Below are 20,216 nucleotides of genomic sequence, written 5' to 3' on the forward strand. Positions count from 1 at the left end.
GGCACCGACGCCGGCCGGAAGTGCCCGGCGGGCGTCGGTGCGGGACGCACCGAAATCAGTACCGTTCGTACAGCTCGCCTACCTGCAGGGCGGTGTCCACCGTGTTGTCCGGGCCAGACAGCGGGCACGCCCAGGATTCGTCATAGGCACAGGACGGGTTGTAGAGGAAGTTGAAATCCAGCACCAGGCTGCCGGGCAGGGAGCCCTGGCCGAGGTCCGCACCCTTGATCGTGTCCACCAGGTACCGGCCGCCGCCGTAACTGCCGCCGTCGACGCCGGAGGTGGCGTCCCGGACGGGAATGAAGATTCCGCCGCCGTAGGAGTCCAGCTGCCAGACCGCGAGGCTGCCTACACCGTCGGCACGGACCGTGCCGAGCCGGGTGAACGGAACCACGCCGTCCGTGCCGGTGGTGACCTCCATCTTCTGCCCCGCGCCGTCGTCGTCAATCACTGCCTCAAACCGGAACGCAGGATCGTAACGGGCAGTCCGCAGCCCGCGGAAGCGGCGGCGCACGTCCTCAGGAAGGGGCGACGCCGGGTGGGTACCGAAGAGCCGGTCCCGCCCGGTGGCCCACAATGAATGGGAGTGCGACGCCGGGAATCCCTCGGCGGATCGCCTCGCCTGCTCGTAAAGGGCGAACACGTTACGGCGCCAATCGGCGGTGGCCAGGGCTGTGACAGGAGAAACCATTCGTTCAGCGTAATGTGTTCGAGTGACTACCGGACTCCTCATCGTGGTGCTCGTCGCCATCTTCATCGGCGCGATCGCTCAGCGGATCGCCGGCCTGGGCTTTGCGCTCCTGATTTCCCCGTTCCTTGTCATCATCCTCGGCTCCCACGGGGGAGTGCTGATGGTGAACATCTGCGGGCTGGCTTCTTCGCTGCTGATCATGTCCCGCGTCTGGCGGGACGTGGACTGGTCCATGTATCGGTGGCTTGCCGTCCCTGCGGTCATTGCCAGCGTTCCGGCGTCGGCTGCAGCGGTCTTGCTGCCTTCGGCCCCGCTCGCCGTGACGGTGGGCGCCGTCGTCCTCGTGGCGCTGACCATCTCGCTGCTCCTGCAGCGGACTTCGATAGTGCTTACCGGCAATGTGTCCAAGGCAGTGGCCGGCTTCGCGTCCGGGATCACCAATGCGATGGCCGGCGTCGGCGGTCCGGCCGTCAGCGCGTACGCGTTGCTTTCCCGGTGGCCGCAGCGGCCGTTCGCCGCGACCCTGCAGCCGTTCTTCGTTACCATCGCCACCGTCACCCTGACATCCAAGCTGCTGCTGGACCCGGGACAAATGCCGCCGTTCCAGCCCTGGGCATGGGCGTTGATCGGGCTCATGATTGTGGGCGGCATCTACGCCGGTGAGAAACTGCAGCGCTTCATCCGCGACGACCAGGCCCGCCTGGCGGTCATTGTTATTGCGTTTATCGGTGCAGCCACGGCACTGGTCAAGGGCCTGGTGGACCTCTAGAAGAAGGCGGAAGTTACCCGACTCACGCCGGCGCCTCAACGGGCTGCGCGGAGCAGGATGGCACGATAGAAGCGATGAAAATTTTATTGCGGCCGAAGAAGCCGGGTGTGCCGCCCATGCCGCTCTGGCTGCAGGGAACCTTCGAACTGGGGCAGGCAGCTGTGCTTTCGGCATTGCTGGTCCTGCTGCCGCTCGTGGGCGTGTGGTTTGCCAACGGTTTCACCAGTCTGGATTTCGTCTCCCTGGCCCTCCTCGGCGGCCAGGCCTGGCTGCTGATCCACGGGGTGCCGCTGTCCCTGACTTTCCCTGCGGGCGAACTGGGCGAGGCAGCCGCTACCGGGCTGCTGTCCTTCCTGCCGCTCGGACTGACGCTGATTCCGTTCTTCCTGTCCTGGCGGGCCGGCCGCAGGCTCGCCCGGGCCTCCTATACCGATCAGCTCTGGCAGGCGCTGCTGGGCGCGCTTGGCACATATGCACTGATCGGGGCCGCTGCAGCGTACTTCTGCAGCACCGATGCGGTGCGGATCTCGGTGGCGGCCGGGGCCCTGGTGCCCCTGATCGCCGCCGGTGCCGGTCTCATTGTGGGGGCCAGGATCGAGGCCGGGTCCTGGGTGCGGCTGATCGGTATGGACCTGACCGACTGGATTGCCCGTACCAGCCAGCATTCCCGCTGGGCCGGCTCTTACATGTGGGCCGCGCTGCGGGCCGGTGCCGTGGGCACTGTCGCTGCGCTGGGCCTCTCCGCCCTGCTGCTGGTGGCCGCGCTGGCATTGAACTGGGCCGAGATAACCTCCGTCTACGAACGGCTCGACGCCGGTGCAGTCGGCGGCGCGGTGCTCACCGTGGTGGAACTGGGACTGATGCCCAACTTCATGGTCTGGACCCTGGGCTGGGCCTCCGGCGCCGGGTTCTCCCTCGGGACCGGCAGCATCATCAGCCCGCTGGAAACCACTGTCGGCCCGCTGCCCGCGGTTCCGGTCCTGGCCGCACTTCCCGTCGGAACCATGGAATACGGCTACGTGGCGCTGCTGATCCCGGTGATGGCCGGGATCCTGGCCGGCTGGTGGTTCCTCCGGGAAGGGGAAAACCACTTTGACGAGTGGCTCTCCATCAAGATCCGTGCCCGCTGGTTCACCGCCCCCGTATCGACCCTGATCCTCGGAGCGATCGTCGGCCTGGTGTCCGGGCTGCTGGCCGCCGGCACCGCCTGCCTGGCCCGGGGATCCCTGGGTATCGGCCGCTTTGTGGGCCTCGGCCCGGACCCGCTGTGGCTGGGGCTGTGGGTGGCCGCGGAAGTCGCGGTCGGCGTCGTCATCGGTTACGCCGTGGGCCCGTGGCTTGAGCGCGAACCCAAGCTGGACGTTTAGCGGACCTGCTGGAACGGCAGGTATTCCGCCTCGCAGGCATCCACGCCGTCCAGGGTGAGTGCGGACCGCATGCAGGATTCGTAGGTCATGGTTTCATCCCAGAGCAGGACCATTCCGGTCAGCCCCAGGGTGGTGAGCGCGGTAATGACCAGGCCCAGGGAAATCAGGACCGGCATCAGCGGACCCATCCGCCGCCTGGCCGCCTTGACCAGGGCGACGACGCCGATCACCAGGGCAGCGATCCCCAGTGCGAGCGGCAAAAGCTTCCACGGCAGGACCAGACCGCTGCTCAGCAGCGTGGCGGCCAGCAGGAGCCAGAACACCCGCACGTACTGCACTGCGCTGCGTTTCTGCTGCTCCGTAGGTGAGGGGCGGCTCTCGGGAGCCGAAAGGGTGGAGGTCTGGTGCTGGGCGCCGTCGTCATTCATGGGTTTAAGCGTAGGGGACGCGGCCGCCTATGGTGGACGCATGCGCATCGTAGTCCTCGTGTCCGGTACCGGGTCCAACCTTCAGGCAGTGCTGGACGCCGTCCGGGACGGCCGGCTCGACGTCGAGATTGCCGCCGTCGGTTCCGACCGTCCGGGAACGCGCGGGGTCCAGCGCGCCGCCGACGCCGGCTACCCGACCTTCGTGATTCCCTTCCGCGACTATCCGGTGCGGGCGGACTGGAACCGGGACCTCACGGAGAAGGTGGCTTCCTACGAACCGGACCTGGTGCTTTCCTCCGGCTTCATGCGGATTGTGGACGAGCACTTCATCAATAGGTTCGAGGGACGCTACCTGAACACCCATCCGGCCCTGCTGCCGTCCTTCCCCGGCGCCCACGGCGTACGCGACGCGCTTGCCTACGGAGTGAAGGTCACCGGCTGCACGGTCCACCTGGCCGACGCCGGCGTCGACACCGGGCCGATCCTGGCCCAGGCCGCCGTCGAAGTGCTCGACGGAGACACCGAGGAAACCCTGCATGAACGCATCAAGGTCCAGGAGCGCCGGCTGCTGATAGAAACGCTGGACCGGATCAGCCGCGACGGCCTGCCCGCACTGTAACCGCCGCTAGTCCAGGGCAGCGCCCTTGGTCTCGGGGGCAAACTTAGCCATCCACAGTACGGCCGCGAGAACCAGGACCCCGGCCAGCGCGAAGGACAGCGGGAGCCCGAGGTACGGCCACAGCACCGACACGAAGATCAGCGGACCGAAGCCGGCGCCGATCCGGGACACGGTGGATGCCCAGCCGAAACCGCTGCCGCGCAGCTGGGTGGGGTAGAGCTCCGAGACGTAGGCGTAGAGCACCGGGATGGCCACCTGCACCACAAACCCGTACACCAGCAGCCAGATCGTCGCCGCCAGGGGAACATCCACGACCAGGGCCACCACTACCAGGATGGCGGCGGACAGGGGACCGGTGATCGCCAGGATCCACTTCCGGCCGACTTTTTCCACCAGCAGAGCAGCCGCAATAACGCCCAGCAGACCGACGGCGGCCATCCCCGACGTGGTCAGGAACGCCCGGTGCTCGGCGAAACCTGCATCCACGAGGATTTTCGGCATCCACTGCAGGGCCAGGTAATAGACCAGCAGGATGCTCACGAACAGGGACCAGGCCGCAATGGTTGTCTTGGTGCTGAACCGCCAGAGGTCAGCCAGCTGGCTGCCCATGGTGCCCAGGGACAGCTTCTCGGGCGCCTGCGGTTCGGGGAGCTGCCACTCGGTCTGCGTTCCGCCGGTTCGCCGGACCAGGTCATCGATGACGGCGGAGGCTTCCGCAGTGCGGCCCTTGCGGACCAGATACAGGGGCGACTCCGGGACCGACCGCCGCACCCAGAAGACCAGGAAGGCGGGGATCACCATGACCAGCATGGTGTACCGCCAGTCCCCGAAAGTGCCGATGATGATCGCTGAGGTGACCCCGCAGAGTGCAGCGCCCACCGGCCACCAGCCGTCCATTCCGGTCAGTACCCGGCCGCGCTGCTTTTTGGGCGTGAACTCACCCACCAGGGCGTAGTCCACCGGAACACAGCCGCCCAGCCCGAAGCCGGCCATAAAGCGGAAGATGCAGAACCAGACAATGTCCGGGGAGAAGGCGCCCAGCACCGTGAAGATTGAGAACACCAGAAGGGTGGCTGAAAAAGCCCGTTTCCGGCCGATCGCGTCGGCAATGGAACCCCAGACAAAGGCGCCGATCGCCATGCCGAGAAGGTTGGCCGTTCCAATCCAGGCGGCCTGGGCCGGAGCCAGGTCCCATTCCTTGGACAGCAGCGGAATCAGGACACCGTTCAGGGTCACGTCCCAGGCGTCGAACATAAAGCCGAGCCCGCCGATGAGGAAGATTTTGCCCTGGACTTTCCACCGCCAGGGCAGGTTCTGGACCACCTGGTCTCCGGTGGGCAGGGCGTTGGTAACGGACATCGGGTCGTGGCCTTTCAGAGGGGAGGTGCGTGGGTCCGGGGAAACGATACCTGCTTGGCGTGCTGACCTGTGGATAGCGGGCAGATCGGGTTTGGTGTCCAGGAAAATGAGGCCATGGCTGTTCCGTCTGCCCCGCCGTTGCCCGGCGCCGTCTTCTCCGTTGCGGAGGCCCGCGCCCTCGGCCTGCCGCCCTCGCGGCTGCGCCGGAAGGAATTCGCTGCCGCCGGGTATGGTCTGCGAATAGTGCGCGGACGGGAACGCTCCCTGGCGGACCAGTTGCGGGCCCTGGCGCCGGAAGCAGGGCACACCGTGGCCAGCCACGTTACAGCCGCCCTTCTCTGGGGAATGTGGTTGCCGCTTCACCTTGATACAGCACCACTGCACTTGACCCGCCCGCTGCGCTACAGCCAGCCGCGGCGGAGGGGCGTGGTCGGACACAATGCCGCTCTGCAGCAGGGGGATGTGGTCCGTTCGAACGGCTTGTTGGTGACTTCACCCGTTTTTACCTGGACGGACCTGGCTTGCGTTCTGTCGTGTGACGACCTTGTTGCTGTGGGGGATTCGCTTCTCCGTCGTCAGGATGCGCCGCCCCGCGGCGGTTCCCTGCCATGGCCGGACCCCTTGTGCCAGCCAGCGGAAATACAGGAAGTAGTCGAGAGACGGACAGGCATTCGGGGAAGGGCCACCGCCGTTGCGGCCTGGGGATTGCTGAGGGCAGGGGTGGACTCCGCACCGGAATCACACCTCCGGCTCCTGATCCACCATGCCGCTTTGCCGGAGCCGGAAGTAAACCAGTGGATCACCGGACCGGACGGCAGGGTAATCTCCCGCCCGGACCTGCAGTACCGCCGGCTGCGAATTGCCCTGGAATACGAAGGGGAGCACCATCTGCTGGATCCGGCCCAGTGGCACCGCGACATCGAACGGGATGACCGTCTGCGCCAGCTGGGCTGGGTGGTGCTGCGCTTCACCAAACAGCATCTCCGCCCGGAGAACGCACCCGCAACGGCGGAGAAGGTCCGGACGGCCCTTTTGGCCCGAGGCTGGCAGCCCGGATGGCCAACCTGAGAATCGATTCCGCAACATTGACCACTTTTTGCCCGAAAAACGGTAAATCGTGCGGACTCGATGACTGGAACGGTAATCCGTGCAGACTCGACGGCGGAAGCGCGCAGTAACGGTCCTGAGACACCTTGTTACCGCGCACCCGGAACCGGCGGAAGGCGAAGGCATAAACTGCTCATGGGCCGCACGGCCTGCGCGCCGATCATCGACTACATGGAGTGTCAGCTGTGACCAATCCCGTCCTCGACCGTGTTCCTATCCGCCGGGCCCTGATCTCGGTCTACAACAAGACGGGCCTGACGGAACTCGCGCAGGGCCTCGCCTCCGCCGGGGTCAGCATCGTCTCCACCGGCTCCACCGCCAAGCAGATTGCCGCGGCGGGCATTGCCGTCACCGAGGTTTCGGAAGTGACTGGCTTCTCCGAATGCCTGGACGGACGCGTCAAGACGCTGCACCCCCGGATCCATGCCGGGATCCTCGCCGACCGCCGCCGCGAAGACCACATTGCCCAGCTGGAAGACATGGAGATTGAACCCTTCGACCTCGTGGTGGTGAACCTGTACCCCTTCGTGGAGACTGTCCGGTCCGGTGCAGGGCAGGACGACGTGGTGGAGCAGATCGACATCGGCGGCCCGTCCATGGTCCGCGCCGCCGCGAAGAACCACCCCTCCGTGGCAGTGGTGGTGGATCCTAACAAGTACTCCGACGTCGTCACCGCGGCGGCCGAAGGCGGGTTCAACCTGGCAGAACGACGCCGGCTGGCAGCAGAAGCGTTCGCCCACACCGCCGCCTATGACACCGCCGTTGCCACCTGGACCGCAGAGCAGTTCGGCGACGGCACCGAAGAAGGCACGAAGTGGCCGGCGTACACCGGGCTCGCCCTGGAACGTGCAGAGGTGCTGCGCTACGGCGAAAACCCGCACCAGGACGCCGCCCTGTATGTGGACAAGAATGCCCGGCCCGGCGTCGCCCAGGCCGATCAGCTCCACGGCAAGGCGATGTCCTACAACAACTACGTGGACGCCGACGCCGCCCTGCGCGCCGCCTTCGACTTCACCGAACCTGCCGTCGCCGTCGTCAAGCACGCCAATCCGTGCGGCATCGCCGTGGCCTCGCCCGGTGCCGCAGACCAGATCGCCGACGCGCATGCCAAGGCCCACGCCTGTGATCCGGTCTCGGCGTTCGGCGGGGTTGTTGCCGCCAACCGCACGGTGACCGCGGGCATGGCCCGGACCGTGAAGGACATCTTCACCGAAGTAGTGATCGCCCCCGACTTCGAGCCGGAGGCCGTGGAGATCCTCTCGGCGAAGAAGAACATCCGCCTGCTGACGCTGCCGGACGGCTACGGACGCAGCGAAGCAGAGTTCCGGCAGGTGTCCGGCGGTGTGCTGCTCCAGAAGGCGGATCGGCTGCAGGCCGAGGGCGATGACCCGGCAAACTGGACCCTCGCAGCCGGGGAAGCCGCCGACGAGGCGACGCTGGCCGACCTGGCCTTCGCCTGGTCCGCCGTGCGTGCGGCCAAGTCCAACGCGATCCTGCTCGCGAAGGACGGTGCCTCCGTGGGTGTGGGGATGGGACAGGTGAACCGGGTGGATTCCTGCCGGCTCGCCGTCGAACGTGCCAATACCCTCGGTGGCGAGGGTGAGGGCAACGGCGGGGAGCGGGCCCGCGGCTCGGTGGCAGCCTCCGACGCCTTCTTCCCGTTCGCAGACGGCCTGCAGATCCTCGTCGACGCCGGCGTCCGCGCCGTCGTGCAGCCCGGCGGATCCATCCGGGACAACGAAGTGATCGACGCGGCAGCCGCCGCCGGAATCACCATGTACTTCACCGGAGCCCGCCACTTCTTCCACTAAACCAGGGCCCGGATCAGCGGGCGGCGCAGGTAATGCGCCGCCCCTGCTGTTTAGGGCGTGGATAGTGGGCTATGGCATAGTTGGACACAAATAAAAGCCAAAAAGACGGGTTCCGTCATGCCACTAGACATGCTCCGGTCCCACCAACACACAAGGAGATCGTGTGGCTGAGAAAATTAAGGTTGTGGGCTCTGTAGTAGAGCTCGACGGCGACGAGATGACGCGCATCATCTGGCAGTTCATCAAGGATCGCCTGATCAACCCGTACCTGGACGTCGACCTGAAGTACTACGACCTCTCCATCCAGAACCGCGATGCGACCGATGACCAGGTCACCATCGACGCCGCCAACGCCATCAAGGAACACGGCGTAGGCGTCAAGTGCGCCACGATCACCCCCGACGAAGCACGCGTCGAGGAATTCGGCCTGAAGAAGATGTGGGTTTCCCCCAACGGAACCATCCGCAACATCCTGGGCGGCGTGGTCTTCCGCGAGCCGATCATCATCTCCAACATCCCGCGCCTGGTCCCGGGCTGGAACAAGCCGATCATCATCGGCCGCCACGCGCACGGCGACCAGTACAAGGCCACGAACTTCAAGGTTCCCGGTGCCGGTACCCTGACGCTGACCTACACGCCGGCCGACGGCAGCGAAGAAATCAAGCAGCAGGTTGTTACGTACAACGAAGATGGCGGCGTCGCCATGGGTATGTACAACTTCAACGATTCCATCAAGGACTTCGCGCGTGCTTCCTTCGCCTACGGCCTGCAGCGCAACTACCCGGTGTACCTCTCCACCAAGAACACGATCCTGAAGGCCTACGACGGCCAGTTCAAGGACCTGTTCCAGGAAGTCTTCGACGCCGAGTTCAAGGACCAGTTCGAAGCAGCCGGCCTCACCTACGAGCACCGCCTGATCGATGACATGGTTGCCTCCGCGATGAAGTGGGAAGGCGGCTACGTCTGGGCCTGCAAGAACTACGACGGCGACGTCCAGTCCGACACCGTGGCCCAGGGCTTCGGCTCGCTGGGCCTGATGACCTCCGTGCTGATGACCCCGGACGGCCAGACCGTCGAGGCTGAAGCAGCCCACGGCACGGTCACGCGGCACTACCGCCAGCACCAGCAGGGCAAGCCCACCTCCACGAACCCGATCGCTTCGATCTTCGCGTGGACCCGTGGCCTGATGCACCGCGGCAAGCTGGACAACACCCCCGAGGTCATTCGCTTCGCCGAGACCCTTGAAGACGTTGTCATCAAGACGGTCGAATCCGGCAAGATGACCAAGGACCTGGCACTGCTGGTCGGCCCGGATCAGGCGTACCTGACCACCGAAGAGTTCCTCGCCGCACTGGACGAGAACCTCAAGGCCCGCCTGGGCGCCGAGGTTGCAGCCTAAGCTTTACTGCACGCACGACGACGGCGCGCTGCCCCTTCCCGGGGCGGCGCGCCGTCGTCGTTTCCCACCTTGTTAAGCACACGCGTAACAACTAGCGCAGCCGGACCGGCGGTGCCACCATGTGGGGATGTCGAACTCCACCAAAGCGCAGCCCGCCGCGAAGACGGCCGAAGAGCGAAGCGCCCGCATAGCGGTCACCGTATTTCCGCTGCTGATTGTTGCCGGGGGAGCGGTGGCACTGTTCTTCCCGCAGCCCTTCACCGGCCTGTCCGGATACATCAACCCCGGCCTGATGCTCATCATGTTCGGTATGGGCCTGACGCTGACCCTGCCGGACTTCGCGCTGGTGGTCCGGCAGCCGCTGCCCGTCCTGCTGGGAGTGGTGGCGCAGTACGTGATCATGCCGCTGCTGGGCTTCGGGATTGCCTGGGCGCTTCAGCTGAGCCCTGAACTCGCGGCCGGCGTGATTCTGGTCGGCTGCGCGCCCGGGGGCACGGCGTCGAACGTCGTCACCTACCTCGCGCGCGGCAACGTGGCCCTCTCGGTCGCGATGACGTCGGTTTCCACGCTCCTGGCGCCCCTGCTGACCCCGCTGCTCGCCCTCTGGCTGGCCGGCCGGTACATGGCGGTCGACGCCGGGTCCATGGCCTGGTCCATTGTGCAGATCGTCCTCATTCCGGTGGTCCTGGGGCTGGTAATCCGTTCGCTGGTGCCGCGGCTGGTGGACCGGGTCCTGCCGGTCCTGCCCTGGATCTCGGTTGTGGCCATCACATTCGTGGTCATTGCCGTGGTGTCGGGAAGCGCCGAAGCCATCTTCACCGCGGGCTGGCTGATCCTGCTCGCAGTGGTGCTGCACAACGGACTCGGCCTGGGGCTGGGCTACGGTGCCGCGAAGCTGTTCCGCCAGCCGATAGCCTCACGGCGGACAATGGCGATTGAGGTAGGCATGCAGAACTCCGGGCTGGCAGCGGGACTGGCCAAGCAGTACTTCGCCCCGGAAGCGGCCCTGCCCGCAGCGGTGTTCTCGGTATGGCATAACGTCTCAGGCGCTTTGATGGCCGCCATATGGCAGCGCAGGCCCTCCGCCTGAGAGCAGGTTCGCCCGGACGATAGCGTCCGGAACCGCTGCGGGCCCCGGACGATAGCGTCCGGGGCCCGCAGTGGTTCCAGTGTGAGGGGGAGTGTCAGATTCCCGCTCCCTTGTCGCCGGAAGAGGAGGGTCCGCCGGACCCGCCGGACGAACCCGACCCGGATGAACTTGAAACGCCGGAACCCGGGACCCCGGAACCCGATGAGCCAGACGAGCCGGATGAGCCCGAGCTGCCGCTGCTCGAGGAGGAGACCGAGGCAGGCTCCGACGTCGACTGGCCGGAGATGGTGGAGCTGTCCTTGTAGGCAGCGGCAACCTCGATCTTGCGCGGCTTCGAGCGTTCGCTCACCGGAATGAACACGCTCAGCACGCCGTTCTCATACTTGGCGGAAATGGACTCAATATCAATGCCCTGGCCGAGGTTCAGCTGCCGCAGGAAGCTTCCGCTTTCCCGTTCGCGGGTCAGCCAGGTGGCGCCCTCGGTCGTGTGAATGGTCCGCTCGGCGCGGATGGTCAGCAGCTGGCCGTCAACGTCCACATCCACCGAGCCCGGGTCGATGCCCGGCAGGTCCGCGTTAAGGATGTAGTGGTCGCCTTCCCGGTACAGGTCGATCGGCATCAGGCGCAGCCGCTGCCGGGGATCCAGCAGGGCACCGGCAACCCGGTCGAGCTCGCGGAATGGATCAAACTTCATCGCCATTGTCATCAACTCCTCTTGCGCCGGCGCCCGGCGGGGCACCGGTGATTGGAATGCCGTTGTTGGAAAAGGGTCGATAAAGGTTGAGTCGTCTCGACTCAACGATGCATTTCACGCTAGCACTCGCCGGTTTTGAGTGCTAGGCCACAGCTGCGGTTTTTGCTCCTCCGCACCGGTTTTTGCCCGGTCAGCCGAGGGGCCAGGAATGCACGGCCGCATTGGTGTGCATGTTCTCCCAATAGAGCCGTGAGAGCTCACCCAGAGCCGCCGGACGCTGCAGTCCGGAGGCTTCCAGCCTGCGCAGTGTGGAGATCTGCCAGGCAGCCCCGTTCTGCTCGGTGCGCGCACGCTCCGCCACTACACCCAGATAGCGGTCGATCAGGGACGAATCCACCTTCAGCTCCCTGAGCCCTTCCGCAGCCTGCGGAATGAGGTGGCGCAGGATCAGTTCCGCCACCGGGATCTCGCCGATGCCCGGCCAGTAGACGGATGCTTCCAGTCCGTGGCGGGCGCAGTTCAGGAAGTTGTCCGATGCCGTCTTGAAGGCAATGCGGCTCCACAGGGGACGGTCGGAGGTGCGGAGGTACTCCACGAGACCGTAGTAGAACGCTGCGTTGGCGACCACGTCCAGGACGGACGGGCCGGCCGGCAGGATCCGGTTCTCCAGACGCAGGTTGGGTGTCCCGCCGCTGCCCGGGTCATAGATGGGGCGGTTCCAGCGGTAGACCGTGCCGTTGTGGAGGCGCAGCTCAGGCAGCAGCGGAGCGCCGAACGGGGTGGTTTCCGAGCCGTTGCCCGAAAGCTCCGGAAGCAGGGCGGGAAAGTAGCGGACGTTCTCCTCGAAGAGATCAAAGATCGAGGTGATCCAGCGTTCCCCGAACCAGACGCGCGGGCGCACGCCCTGATTGCGCATTTCCGGCGGGCGGGTGTCAATGGCCTGCTTGAAGAGTTCGATCCGGGTTTCGTGCCAGAGCACATGCTCCATGAAAATGGGTGAATTGGCAGCCAGGGCCACCTGCGGTGCGGCGATCATCTGGGCAGCGTTCCAGGCCGGCGCGAACTGATCGGGTGAGACTTCCAGATGCAGCTGGACCGACGTGCACGCAGCCTCCGGCGCAATGTTCTGGGCGTAAAAGGACAGGGGCTCCGGCCCGGACAGATCGAGGAGGACGTCCTCTCCCCGGGCCTGGAGGACGGAAGTATTCAGGGCAGCATAGCGCTGGCCGCTGCTGAGCCAGTCCCAGCCGTCCATGAAGCGGGGGGTCAGGGTGGGGAGGATTCCCACCATCATGATGTCCGCAGCTTCCTGCGCCGCCCGCTCGTCCGCTCTGTTCAGCTGCATCCGCAGGCTGTCCTCGAGTTCCTTCAGTCCAAACTGACCCACCGCCATTGCGGGGTGGTTCATTTCAATGTTGAAGGCACCGATCTCGGTCTGGAAGGCCGGATCGGCGATCCGCTCGAGGACAGCCGTATTGCGCAGGGCAGGGGAGAAGTCCCGGTTGGTCAGGTTCAGCTCAAGTTCCAGGCCGATGCTGGCCGTGTCCGCAAACTGTGCGGTGGAAAGGAAATGAGCGAAGTGATCGAGGTTTTCCAACAGGCGCTGCCGGTAGGCTGTGCGCTGCGCACGGCTGAAAGTCCGGCTCGTGACTTCTGCACCCATGGCCGTTACTTCTTTTTCAGTCCCTTGAGGACATTGGCCGGCCGTTGCATTTCACCGTGCTGGGCACCCATCACAATCACGGCACCGGAAAGGGCCGGGATGCTCCACTGCAGGATTTTCAGCTGGCGTTGGGCGGACTTAAGTTCCTTGGAAGCGCCTTCATGGGGCTCCGTGGCCCCCTGGCTGCCCTGCTCCGCCATCGCCCCGACCTTGCCCCCAAGGATGCCGGAATAGAGCGTAACCACGGCAGCAAGCACGGTGACCGCTGTCTTGTAGACGGTGAGGGGACCGACTCCCTCCTGCTGGGACACCCGTGTCTTGTTGTCACCGACCAGAGCAAGCCCGGCAAGGAAGTGCAGGCCGATTGCCCCGGCCTGTACGGGAGCCCATTTCTTCCAGCCGAGGGCGGAAAGCCGGGTCCGCTCGGTCGGATCCTTCGCCGCTGCGGCCGCGCCGTTCAGGCCAACGGCACCCATCAGGGAACCACCGAACCAGGCTGCGGCTGTGAGGTCATGGACAGAGCGTGCTATGAGGTTTGCCGCCAAGGTGATGCTCCTGTGGGTTGTGGGCCAGCGGTACGTTCGATGCCGGACATCCGGCATGGAACGGGGTCCGCGGCGCTTCTGAATCGGTGCAAGAAGAAAACCACGCGCAGGAGCTAATAGCAAGGGCACTTATGATCGTAACACGCTACACATTCGTAACTAAGTGTGCTTATTATCGTCGTACGGAACATCCGATCTTGATCAGCAGTTGCAATGACGAAAGAGAGCGATGATGACAGACAATTTCACTCCGCGTGACGGAAGCCATGCAGCATCCCCGGCCGGAAGCACCAGCGATTCCACGGCCGCTGCCAAGGCCGATGCGGCCAAGCAGCAGGCGGGTGACATTGCCCAGCAGGCCAAGGGTAATGCGGCTCAGGTAGCGGAGACCGCCAAGTCCGAAGCAGCAGGCGTCGCTTCCGAGGTGAAGACCAATGCCAAGGACCTGTTCACCCAGGCCCGCTCCGATCTCACCGAGCAGGCAGGCACCCAGCAGCAGAAGGTTGCCGAAGGACTCCGCTCCATGGCAGATGAGCTGCATTCCATGGCGGAGTCCGGCCAGTCCGGTGTCGCCTCGGACCTGGTAGGCCAGGCAGCCAGCCGTGCGTCCTCCGCCGCCACATGGCTTGACGGACGTGACCCGGGATCCCTGCTGGATGAGGTCAAGGGCTTTGCCCGCCAGCGTCCCGTTGCCTTCCTCGCTATTGCAGCCGGCGCCGGCTTCCTCGCCGGACGTCTGAACAAGGGTCTGAGCGCCGGTCTTCCGAACCAGGGCGCAGCCGCCGCCGGTTCCACCGGCCAGCACGCGGCACCGCCCGTGCCGCCTGTGACGCCGGTGCCGCCGGCTCCGGGAACACAGCCCGTCGTCGGAACCAGCGGAACGGCCACCGACCCGTTCGGCTCCGAACCGGTACGTCCGGCCGGAACCGGCCCCGCGTCGGCCCAGACGCTTCCCCCCACCCCGTCCACCGGTGTTCCGGCAGCTGATCCCTACAGTGGTGGTCGGCACTAATGAGTACCGAACTCCCTCCCACCCCCGCGCAGGCTAAGGCGGAGTCCACGTCCCTGGGGGATCTGCTCAGCCAGGTAACGCAGGACATGTCCACCCTGATGCGTCAGGAAGTGGAGCTGGCGAAGGTAGAGCTGAAGCAGTCGGGCACCCGTGCGGGCAAGGGCGCCGGAATGTTCGGCGGAGCAGCCGTTGCAGGGTACTTTGTACTCCTCTTCCTGTCAGTCGCCCTCTGGTATGCACTGGGCACGACCGCGATCGGCTTCGGCTGGTCCGCTGTCATCGTGGCCGTTCTCTGGGCCATCGTGGCCGCAGTTCTGGCCTCCCGCGGACGCAAGGAAATGAAAAAAATCAAGGGCATGCCGCAGACGGCCGAAACGCTGCAGGAGATCCCCCAGACCATGAAACCAAGCGAGGAAACACGATGAGTGAAAACCCGGATGAGATCCGCGCCGACATCGAAGCAACCCGCCGGCGCCTTGGCACCAACGTGGACGCAGTGGCGGACAAGGTAACTCCCTCCCACATCGTCCAGCGCCAGACGGACAAGATGAAGGACAAGGTATTCGGAGTAAAGGACAAGGTGATGGGTGTGGCCGATTCAATGGGTAACAGCGCAAGCAATACCGGCAGCAACATCAGCGGCAGCGTCTCCGACATGGGCGGCAGTGTCTCCGACGGCATGTCCGCCGCCGGCTCGGCTGTCCAGGGCGCGCCGGCCAAGCTGGCCGGTCAGACGCAGGGCAACCCCGTTGCCGCCGGGCTGATTGCCTTCGGTGCAGGTCTGCTTGCAGCAACCCTGATTCCCGCCAGCAACAAGGAACGCGTTGCTGCCGACAACCTCAAGACCGCTGCTCAGCCGATGACGGATGAGCTGGCCGGAGCCGCCAGGGAAATGGCCGAGGGCCTCAAGGAGCCGGCACAGGAAGCGGTTGAGAACATCAAGGCCACCGCGACCGACGCCGCTCAGAACGTGAAGTCCGAGGGCCAGGCTGCGGCCTCCGACGTCAAGGACTCGGCTTCGGACGCTCCCCAGAACGTGAAGAACGCATAACCCAGCAGCAAACCGCAGCGCAGCCTCTCAGCAAGGAGTACCTGATGCAGATTGACAAGCAGCAGATTATCGAATTCCTGAAGAACCGCGGCGATAGCTCAAAGGCAGGCCAGGCGGAGTCCGACCTGCCGGACAAGGTGGACACCGATAAAGATTCGGGTCTGCTGGAGAAACTGGGTGTGAACCCCAGGGACCTGCTCGGGAAACTCCCGGGCGGCCTTGGCGGGAAGCTTCCGGGCGGTCTGGGCGGTTAGCCCGGACAATAACGACGGCGGTGCCGCACCTGCAAAGGTGCGGCACCGCCGTCGTTTGTTCTTTAAAACCCGCTAGCGGCTCCGGTCAGCGGGGAACGGGTGCTTCGTCATTGGTGTACAACACGCCTATCTGCGCCCTCACGGCGTCAAAGAGCCGCATGGTCCGCAGGGTATCCGCCCAGGTCATGGTGGGGCTTTCGGCCAGGCCCGCCTGGATGCAGCGGGTTACTTCCCGCAGTTCGTAGGTATAACCGTTGCCGACCTGCGGGAAGCGCTCCACCCGGGCTTCTCCGGCCTGCGGAACGATGGTCAGTTCCACCGGGTTGTGCAGGGGAGACCCGGTGCGGAGCCATCCCTTGCTGCCGGAAATGACGGCAGTCCGCGGGGAGGAGGAGACCAGGGAAGAGGTCAGCTGCGCCAGGCCGCCGTTGGCGTATCCCAGCGTCAGCGCGTTCTGGGCGTCCACGCCGTCGGGATTGATGCTGCCTACCGCGTGCACGGTCTCGGGATAACCGAGTGCGCCCAGGGCAAAGGTCAGCGGGTAGACCGTGAGGTCCAGCAGCGCTCCGCCGCCGGCGGCCGGGTCCCAGAGCCTGTTGGCCGGGTCATAGGCCGCCGGGAAGCCCAGATCCGCCTGGACCCAGTTGATGTCCCCGAGTTCGCCCGAGGCAATCAGTTCCCAGATGCGGTTGACGCAGGGCAGGAACCGCGTCCAGACCGCTTCCATGAGGAACAGGTTCCGGGACCGGGCCAGTTCGATCAGGTCCTCGGCCTCGCGGGCATTGATGGTGAGCGACTTTTCGCACAGCACGTGCTTGCCGGCCTCCAGTGCGCGCCGGGCAATCCGGTAGTGCTGGGCATGCGGAGAAGCAACGTAGACAATGTCGACGTCGGGGTCGGCAAAGAGGTGGTCGTAGCCCGGAATGTCATCGGCATCGTAGTAGCTGCTGGCAAAACCGAAGCGGGCCGCGAAATCCTCTGCGCTGGCCTGCCGGCGGGAGCTGACGGCCTGCAGAACGGCGTCTTCGAGCCGGGCGATGTCTTCAGTGACACGCTCGGCAATGTTTCCGGTGGCGACTACGCCCCAGCGGAGGGTCCGGCCCGTGGACTGTACGGGACTTGGTGCCCCCGGCTGTACACAGGGCGGGGTGGGAATATGTTGAACGGCAGTCATGATCCTCGTCTTCCGCGTCGTTGCAGGGAATAACCCCACTCTATGGTTGGTGCAGGCCGGAGCCTAGTGTTGGTCTCCGAGTCCCTGCGTCATGCCGGCGCCGACGGGCATGCTAGGGCCGGGCCGCAACGGCGGCGCGGTGGTCCGCGGCCGTCTGCCGGTAGTTTTCGGCATTGGCGCGCACCCCGGCGACCTCCTCGTCGGTGAGGCTTCGACGGACCTTCGCGGGCACGCCGGCCACCAGTGAACGTGGAGGTACCACCGTGCCTTCAAGGACGAGGGCGCCGGCGGCCACCAGGGAACCGGCACCGATCACGGCGCCGTTCATGATGGTGGCGCTCATGCCGATCAGGCAGTCGTCTTCGACGGTGCAGCCGTGCACCACGGCGTTGTGGCCTACGCTGACGCGTTCACCGACCGACGTCGGGAAGCCGGGATCCGCGTGCAGCACCACGTTGTCCTGCAGATTGGTTCCGGCACCCACGCGGATGCTGTTGGAATCTCCGCGCACGCAGACGCCGTAGAAGGCGCTGGAGCCCGCCGCCATGGTGACGTCGCCGATCAGCGAGGCGGTGGGGGCGAGGAAGACGCTGGGATCAACGGCCGGGGCCTTGCCCCGGAGTTCAATAATGTGTGCCATGCCACCCAGCGTAGCGGCGCCGGGCGGAAGATCAGTTGAAGACGATGGTCCGCCGGCCGTCCAGCAGCACCCGGTGCTGGGCATGCCACTGAACCGCCTTGGACAGTGCCCGGCCCTCGACGTCGCTGCCCAGGGCTGCCAGCTGGGCGGCCGAACGGGCGTGGTCCACCCGGATGACCTCCTGCTCGATGATGGGGCCCTCGTCCAGATCTGAGGTGACGTAGTGCGCCGTGGCGCCGATCAGTTTCACGCCGCGGGCATGGGCCTGGTGATAAGGCCGGGCGCCCTTGAAGGACGGCAGGAAGGAGTGGTGGATGTTGATTGCGCGCCCGGCCAGGTCGCGGCAGAGGTCGGTACTCAGGATCTGCATGTACCGGGCCAGGACCACCAGTTCAATGTCCAGCTCCGCCATCAGCTCCCGCAGCCGGTTCTCCGCATCTCCCTTGGTGTCCGGGGTGACCGGAATGTGGTGGAACGGCACACCGTAGAAGTCCGCCAGGGACTCCAGATCCCGGTGGTTGGAGACGATGGCCGGGACCTCTATCGGCAGCGTTCCGGCACGCTGCTGGAAGAGCAGATCATTGAGGCAGTGGCCGGATTTCGATGCCATGATCAGGGTCCTGGTCCGCCGGCCGGCAGGGTGCAGTTCCCACGCCATGCCGAATGCTGCCGCGGTGCCGGCGAGCTCGGCGTGAACCTGTTCATAGGAGTTCGGGGACCTGAAGTCCACCCGCATGAAGAAGGAGCCGGTCTCCGGGCTGCCGAACTGCGCGGACTCGGTGATGTTGCCGTCGGCAGCCACCAGCGAGGCGCTGACCGCGTGGACAATGCCCGGGCGGTCAGGGCAGGAGAGCGTCAGAGTGTACCCGTTGCCGGCCGCGGAGGCCTCGGGAATCGAAAAGGTCACGATGCCTAGGTTACCGGTTTCAGTGCTCTGGCCTAGGGCCTAGGGTGTGCATATGGATGTGATGTTCCTGCCGTTCTCCGACAAGGACGAGGGAGAGCTGATCCGTTTCCTCACGACCAACAGCTTCCCGTATCACCGCATCAAGGCGCCGTCCGAGGGTCTGGTGCGGCGCCTGCTGATCGAGGGCCGGTTCGACGGCGACGGCGTGCGTACCTTCTGGGTGTTCGGCGACAACCACCGCATGGGCCTGGCCATCCTGGAGGACCTGGACACCAACACCCCCGTGCTGGACCTGCGGCTGGTGGAGAAGTTCCGCGGCCGCGGCAACGGGGTGCCGGTGACGAAAGCGCTGACGGGGAAGGTGTTTGACGACTACCCGGAGGCGCACCGGTTCGCCGGACGCATGCGGGAGGACAACATCGGCATGCGCAAGACGCTGATCCGTGCGGGGTTCCTGAAGGAAGCCCATCACCGCGAGGACTGGCCGCTGGAGGACGGGCGACGGGTGGCCACCCTCGTTTATGCCATCCTGCGCCGCGACTGGGAGCAGGGTACGGTCACGGCCTTTGAGTGGGAAGAACCCCTGTAGCCACCTGCTGCACGGCCGCGAGCGCTGCGGCCCGGCCGGCGCGGGTTGCCCCCAGCGTGGAGGAGGATTCCCCGTAACCCACCAGCAGCAGGCGGGGCTCACGCACCACCCGTACGCCGTCCATCCGGATCCCGCCGCCGGGTTCACGCAGGCGAAGCGGCGCCAGATGGTCCAGGGCGGCGCGGAATCCGGTGGCCCACAGGACCGTGTCCACGGACTCCTCGGACCCGTCCGCGAAGACAACACCGGTTTCGGTCAGGCGGCCGATCGGTCCGCGGGATACCAGCACCGCGTCCTCAATGCCGCGGCGGTACTCCTCGGTCAGCGGCAGCCCCGTGGCTGAGACGACGCTCAGCGGCGGCAGCCCGGCACGGGTCCGTGCGCTGACCTTCGCTTCCACGGCCCGTCCCCACTCGGCGTCGAACGGGCGCAGCGTGAACTCCGGGGGCCGGCGGGTGGACCAAAGCGTTTCGACGCCGGCCCGGTGCAGCTGCAGCAGGAACTGTACGGCCGACGTGCCGCCGCCGACCACCAGAACCTTCTGTCCGGCGAAGTCCGCCACGCTGCGGAAGTTCTGGGTGTGCAGCTGCCGGCCGCGGAAGGATTCCCGCCCGGGGTAATAGGGCCAATAGGGCCGGTCCCACGTGCCGGTGGCGTTGATGACCACCCGGGCCTGCCACTCGCGTCCGTCCGCCGCGCGGACCGCCAGGCGTCCGCCGCTGCCCTCGGCCACGGCGGACACGGCAACCGGGCGGACGACGTCGAGCCCGAACTCGCGTTCATAGCGTCCGTAATACCGGGTGACGACGGCGGAGGCGGGTTCGGCGGGGTCGGGCGTGCCCAGCGGCATGCCGGGGAGGTCGTGCAGGGCATGTGCTGCGCCGAAGGTGAGCGAATCCCAGCGGTGCCGCCAGGCCCCGCCCGGGCCGGGGTTAGCGTCCAGCACGGTGAACCCGGGGCCCGGCGGCAGGCCCCGGCGGTGCAGATGGTAGGCGGCGCTGAGGCCGGCCTGGCCGGCTCCGATCACCAGTACGTCCGTTTGCACCG

21 protein-coding genes and 1 pseudogene are annotated in these 20,216 nt (G+C 65.9%); 12 read left to right on the plus strand and 10 right to left on the minus strand.

Annotated elements, in window-relative coordinates; genetic code table 11:
• Positions 1-55: 55 nt before the first annotated feature.
• Entirely contained in the window at positions 56-691 is a 636-nt protein-coding gene (locus NNX37_RS13055; protein WP_255793173.1) for a DUF1684 domain-containing protein, read from the minus strand.
• Between the two features lie 22 nt (positions 692-713).
• Here NNX37_RS13055 and NNX37_RS13060 point away from each other — a divergent pair, with 22 nt between their 5' ends.
• Together NNX37_RS13060 and NNX37_RS13065 are read left to right on the plus strand one after the other, a co-directional pair.
• Positions 714-1,460: a TSUP family transporter gene (locus tag NNX37_RS13060; protein ID WP_255793174.1), complete on the plus strand. Its 747-nt coding sequence runs from the start codon at positions 714-716 to the stop codon at positions 1,458-1,460.
• 74 nt (positions 1,461-1,534) lie between these two features.
• On the plus strand, positions 1,535-2,827 hold the full coding sequence (locus NNX37_RS13065) for a cell division protein PerM (RefSeq protein WP_255793175.1): 1,293 nt from the start codon (positions 1,535-1,537) through the stop codon (positions 2,825-2,827).
• Here the strand turns inward: NNX37_RS13065 and NNX37_RS13070 are convergent.
• On the minus strand, positions 2,824-3,255 hold the full coding sequence (locus NNX37_RS13070) for a hypothetical protein (RefSeq protein WP_255793176.1): 432 nt from the start codon (positions 3,253-3,255) through the stop codon (positions 2,824-2,826). The genes NNX37_RS13065 and NNX37_RS13070 overlap by 4 nt on opposite strands.
• Before the next feature lie 40 nt (positions 3,256-3,295).
• On the opposite strand from NNX37_RS13070, the gene purN reads away from it, so the two are divergent.
• Positions 3,296-3,874 (plus strand): phosphoribosylglycinamide formyltransferase, encoded by a 579-nt coding sequence (gene purN, locus NNX37_RS13075; protein WP_255793177.1) that lies wholly within the window; start codon positions 3,296-3,298, stop codon positions 3,872-3,874.
• Positions 3,875-3,880: 6 nt separating this feature from the next.
• On the opposite strand, the gene NNX37_RS13080 is transcribed toward purN, so the two are convergent.
• On the minus strand, positions 3,881-5,233 hold the full coding sequence (locus NNX37_RS13080; protein ID WP_255793178.1) for an MFS transporter: 1,353 nt from the start codon (positions 5,231-5,233) through the stop codon (positions 3,881-3,883).
• Positions 5,234-5,347: 114 nt separating this feature from the next.
• Here NNX37_RS13080 and NNX37_RS13085 point away from each other — a divergent pair, with 114 nt between their 5' ends.
• The 4 genes from NNX37_RS13085 to NNX37_RS13100 all read left to right on the plus strand — a co-directional run bounded on the left by NNX37_RS13085 (position 5,348) and on the right by NNX37_RS13100 (position 10,640).
• Complete coding sequence (locus tag NNX37_RS13085; RefSeq protein ID WP_255793179.1) at positions 5,348-6,301, plus strand: endonuclease domain-containing protein; 954 nt, start codon at positions 5,348-5,350, stop codon at positions 6,299-6,301.
• A 224-nt stretch (positions 6,302-6,525) separates the two neighbouring features.
• On the plus strand, positions 6,526-8,151 hold the full coding sequence (gene purH, locus NNX37_RS13090; RefSeq protein WP_255793180.1) for a bifunctional phosphoribosylaminoimidazolecarboxamide formyltransferase/IMP cyclohydrolase: 1,626 nt from the start codon (positions 6,526-6,528) through the stop codon (positions 8,149-8,151).
• A gap of 163 nt (positions 8,152-8,314) precedes the next feature.
• Positions 8,315-9,550: an NADP-dependent isocitrate dehydrogenase gene (locus NNX37_RS13095; RefSeq protein WP_255793181.1), complete on the plus strand. Its 1,236-nt coding sequence runs from the start codon at positions 8,315-8,317 to the stop codon at positions 9,548-9,550.
• Between the two features lie 127 nt (positions 9,551-9,677).
• Entirely contained in the window at positions 9,678-10,640 is a 963-nt protein-coding gene (locus NNX37_RS13100) for a bile acid:sodium symporter family protein (RefSeq protein WP_255793182.1), read from the plus strand.
• A gap of 271 nt (positions 10,641-10,911) precedes the next feature.
• On the opposite strand, the pseudogene NNX37_RS13105 reads toward NNX37_RS13100, so the two are convergent.
• From NNX37_RS13105 to NNX37_RS13115, 3 genes and pseudogenes are all read right to left on the minus strand, one after another.
• A pseudogene (locus tag NNX37_RS13105) lies at positions 10,912-11,340 on the minus strand (Hsp20/alpha crystallin family protein); the annotation flags it as partial.
• A gap of 184 nt (positions 11,341-11,524) precedes the next feature.
• Positions 11,525-12,997, minus strand: a complete 1,473-nt coding sequence (locus NNX37_RS13110) for a glutamate--cysteine ligase (RefSeq protein WP_255793183.1) — start codon at positions 12,995-12,997, stop codon at positions 11,525-11,527.
• 5 nt (positions 12,998-13,002) lie between these two features.
• Positions 13,003-13,542, minus strand: a complete 540-nt coding sequence (locus NNX37_RS13115) for an ABC transporter permease family protein (protein WP_255793184.1) — start codon at positions 13,540-13,542, stop codon at positions 13,003-13,005.
• 232 nt (positions 13,543-13,774) lie between these two features.
• On the opposite strand from NNX37_RS13115, the gene NNX37_RS13120 reads away from it, so the two are divergent.
• From NNX37_RS13120 to NNX37_RS13135, 4 genes are read left to right on the plus strand one after another with little or no spacing between them, the layout of a single operon-like run.
• A complete protein-coding gene (locus NNX37_RS13120; RefSeq protein ID WP_255793185.1) occupies positions 13,775-14,554 on the plus strand; it encodes a hypothetical protein in 780 nt (259 codons plus the stop codon).
• Positions 14,554-14,979: a phage holin family protein gene (locus NNX37_RS13125; protein ID WP_255793186.1), complete on the plus strand. Its 426-nt coding sequence runs from the start codon at positions 14,554-14,556 to the stop codon at positions 14,977-14,979. Before NNX37_RS13120 ends, NNX37_RS13125 begins: the two co-directional genes overlap by 1 nt.
• Positions 14,976-15,605 carry a DUF3618 domain-containing protein gene (locus tag NNX37_RS13130; protein WP_255793187.1) on the plus strand — a complete coding sequence of 210 codons (630 nt, stop codon included), beginning with the start codon at positions 14,976-14,978 and terminating at the stop codon, positions 15,603-15,605. Before NNX37_RS13125 ends, NNX37_RS13130 begins: the two co-directional genes overlap by 4 nt.
• 44 nt (positions 15,606-15,649) lie before the next feature.
• Positions 15,650-15,859 (plus strand): hypothetical protein, encoded by a 210-nt coding sequence (locus NNX37_RS13135; RefSeq protein WP_255793188.1) that lies wholly within the window; start codon positions 15,650-15,652, stop codon positions 15,857-15,859.
• Between the two features lie 85 nt (positions 15,860-15,944).
• Here the strand turns inward: NNX37_RS13135 and NNX37_RS13140 are convergent, their stop codons facing one another.
• The 3 genes from NNX37_RS13140 to purU all read right to left on the minus strand — a co-directional run bounded on the left by NNX37_RS13140 (position 15,945) and on the right by purU (position 18,580).
• Positions 15,945-17,033, minus strand: coding sequence for a Gfo/Idh/MocA family protein (locus NNX37_RS13140; protein WP_255793189.1), 1,089 nt, complete (start codon positions 17,031-17,033; stop codon positions 15,945-15,947).
• Between the two features lie 112 nt (positions 17,034-17,145).
• Complete coding sequence (locus NNX37_RS13145) at positions 17,146-17,673, minus strand: gamma carbonic anhydrase family protein (protein WP_255793190.1); 528 nt, start codon at positions 17,671-17,673, stop codon at positions 17,146-17,148.
• A gap of 31 nt (positions 17,674-17,704) precedes the next feature.
• Positions 17,705-18,580, minus strand: coding sequence for a formyltetrahydrofolate deformylase (purU, locus tag NNX37_RS13150; protein WP_255793191.1), 876 nt, complete (start codon positions 18,578-18,580; stop codon positions 17,705-17,707).
• 52 nt (positions 18,581-18,632) lie between these two features.
• Here purU and NNX37_RS13155 point away from each other — a divergent pair, with 52 nt between their 5' ends.
• Positions 18,633-19,169, plus strand: a complete 537-nt coding sequence (locus NNX37_RS13155) for a GNAT family N-acetyltransferase (protein ID WP_255793192.1) — start codon at positions 18,633-18,635, stop codon at positions 19,167-19,169.
• Here NNX37_RS13155 and NNX37_RS13160 read toward each other — a convergent pair.
• Positions 19,138-20,214 carry an FAD-dependent oxidoreductase gene (locus NNX37_RS13160; RefSeq protein WP_255793193.1) on the minus strand — a complete coding sequence of 359 codons (1,077 nt, stop codon included), beginning with the start codon at positions 20,212-20,214 and terminating at the stop codon, positions 19,138-19,140. The two genes, NNX37_RS13155 and NNX37_RS13160, sit on opposite strands and share 32 nt — an antisense overlap.
• Between the last annotated feature and the right edge of the window lie 2 nt (positions 20,215-20,216).

The organism is Arthrobacter zhaoxinii, from assembly GCF_024385505.1.
Classification (GTDB): Bacteria; Actinomycetota; Actinomycetes; order Actinomycetales; family Micrococcaceae; genus Arthrobacter_B; species Arthrobacter_B zhaoxinii.

Bases quoted from the DNA above. Each gene is read 5' to 3' on its own strand.
- NNX37_RS13055 (WP_255793173.1), bottom strand. From the start codon at position 691: ATGGTTTCTCCTGTCACAGCCCTGGCCACCGCCGATTGGCGCCGTAAC.
- NNX37_RS13065 (WP_255793175.1), top strand. From the start codon at position 1,535: ATGAAAATTTTATTGCGGCCGAAGAAGCCGGGTGTGCCGCCCATGCCG.
- NNX37_RS13070 (WP_255793176.1), bottom strand. From the start codon at position 3,255: ATGAATGACGACGGCGCCCAGCACCAGACCTCCACCCTTTCGGCTCCC.
- purN (WP_255793177.1), top strand. From the start codon at position 3,296: ATGCGCATCGTAGTCCTCGTGTCCGGTACCGGGTCCAACCTTCAGGCA.
- NNX37_RS13080 (WP_255793178.1), bottom strand. From the start codon at position 5,233: ATGTCCGTTACCAACGCCCTGCCCACCGGAGACCAGGTGGTCCAGAAC.
- NNX37_RS13085 (WP_255793179.1), top strand. From the start codon at position 5,348: ATGGCTGTTCCGTCTGCCCCGCCGTTGCCCGGCGCCGTCTTCTCCGTT.
- NNX37_RS13100 (WP_255793182.1), top strand. From the start codon at position 9,678: ATGTCGAACTCCACCAAAGCGCAGCCCGCCGCGAAGACGGCCGAAGAG.
- NNX37_RS13110 (WP_255793183.1), bottom strand. From the start codon at position 12,997: ATGGGTGCAGAAGTCACGAGCCGGACTTTCAGCCGTGCGCAGCGCACA.
- NNX37_RS13120 (WP_255793185.1), top strand. From the start codon at position 13,775: ATGACAGACAATTTCACTCCGCGTGACGGAAGCCATGCAGCATCCCCG.
- NNX37_RS13125 (WP_255793186.1), top strand. From the start codon at position 14,554: ATGAGTACCGAACTCCCTCCCACCCCCGCGCAGGCTAAGGCGGAGTCC.
- NNX37_RS13130 (WP_255793187.1), top strand. From the start codon at position 14,976: ATGAGTGAAAACCCGGATGAGATCCGCGCCGACATCGAAGCAACCCGC.
- NNX37_RS13135 (WP_255793188.1), top strand. From the start codon at position 15,650: ATGCAGATTGACAAGCAGCAGATTATCGAATTCCTGAAGAACCGCGGC.
- NNX37_RS13140 (WP_255793189.1), bottom strand. From the start codon at position 17,033: ATGACTGCCGTTCAACATATTCCCACCCCGCCCTGTGTACAGCCGGGG.
- NNX37_RS13145 (WP_255793190.1), bottom strand. From the start codon at position 17,673: ATGGCACACATTATTGAACTCCGGGGCAAGGCCCCGGCCGTTGATCCC.
- NNX37_RS13155 (WP_255793192.1), top strand. From the start codon at position 18,633: ATGGATGTGATGTTCCTGCCGTTCTCCGACAAGGACGAGGGAGAGCTG.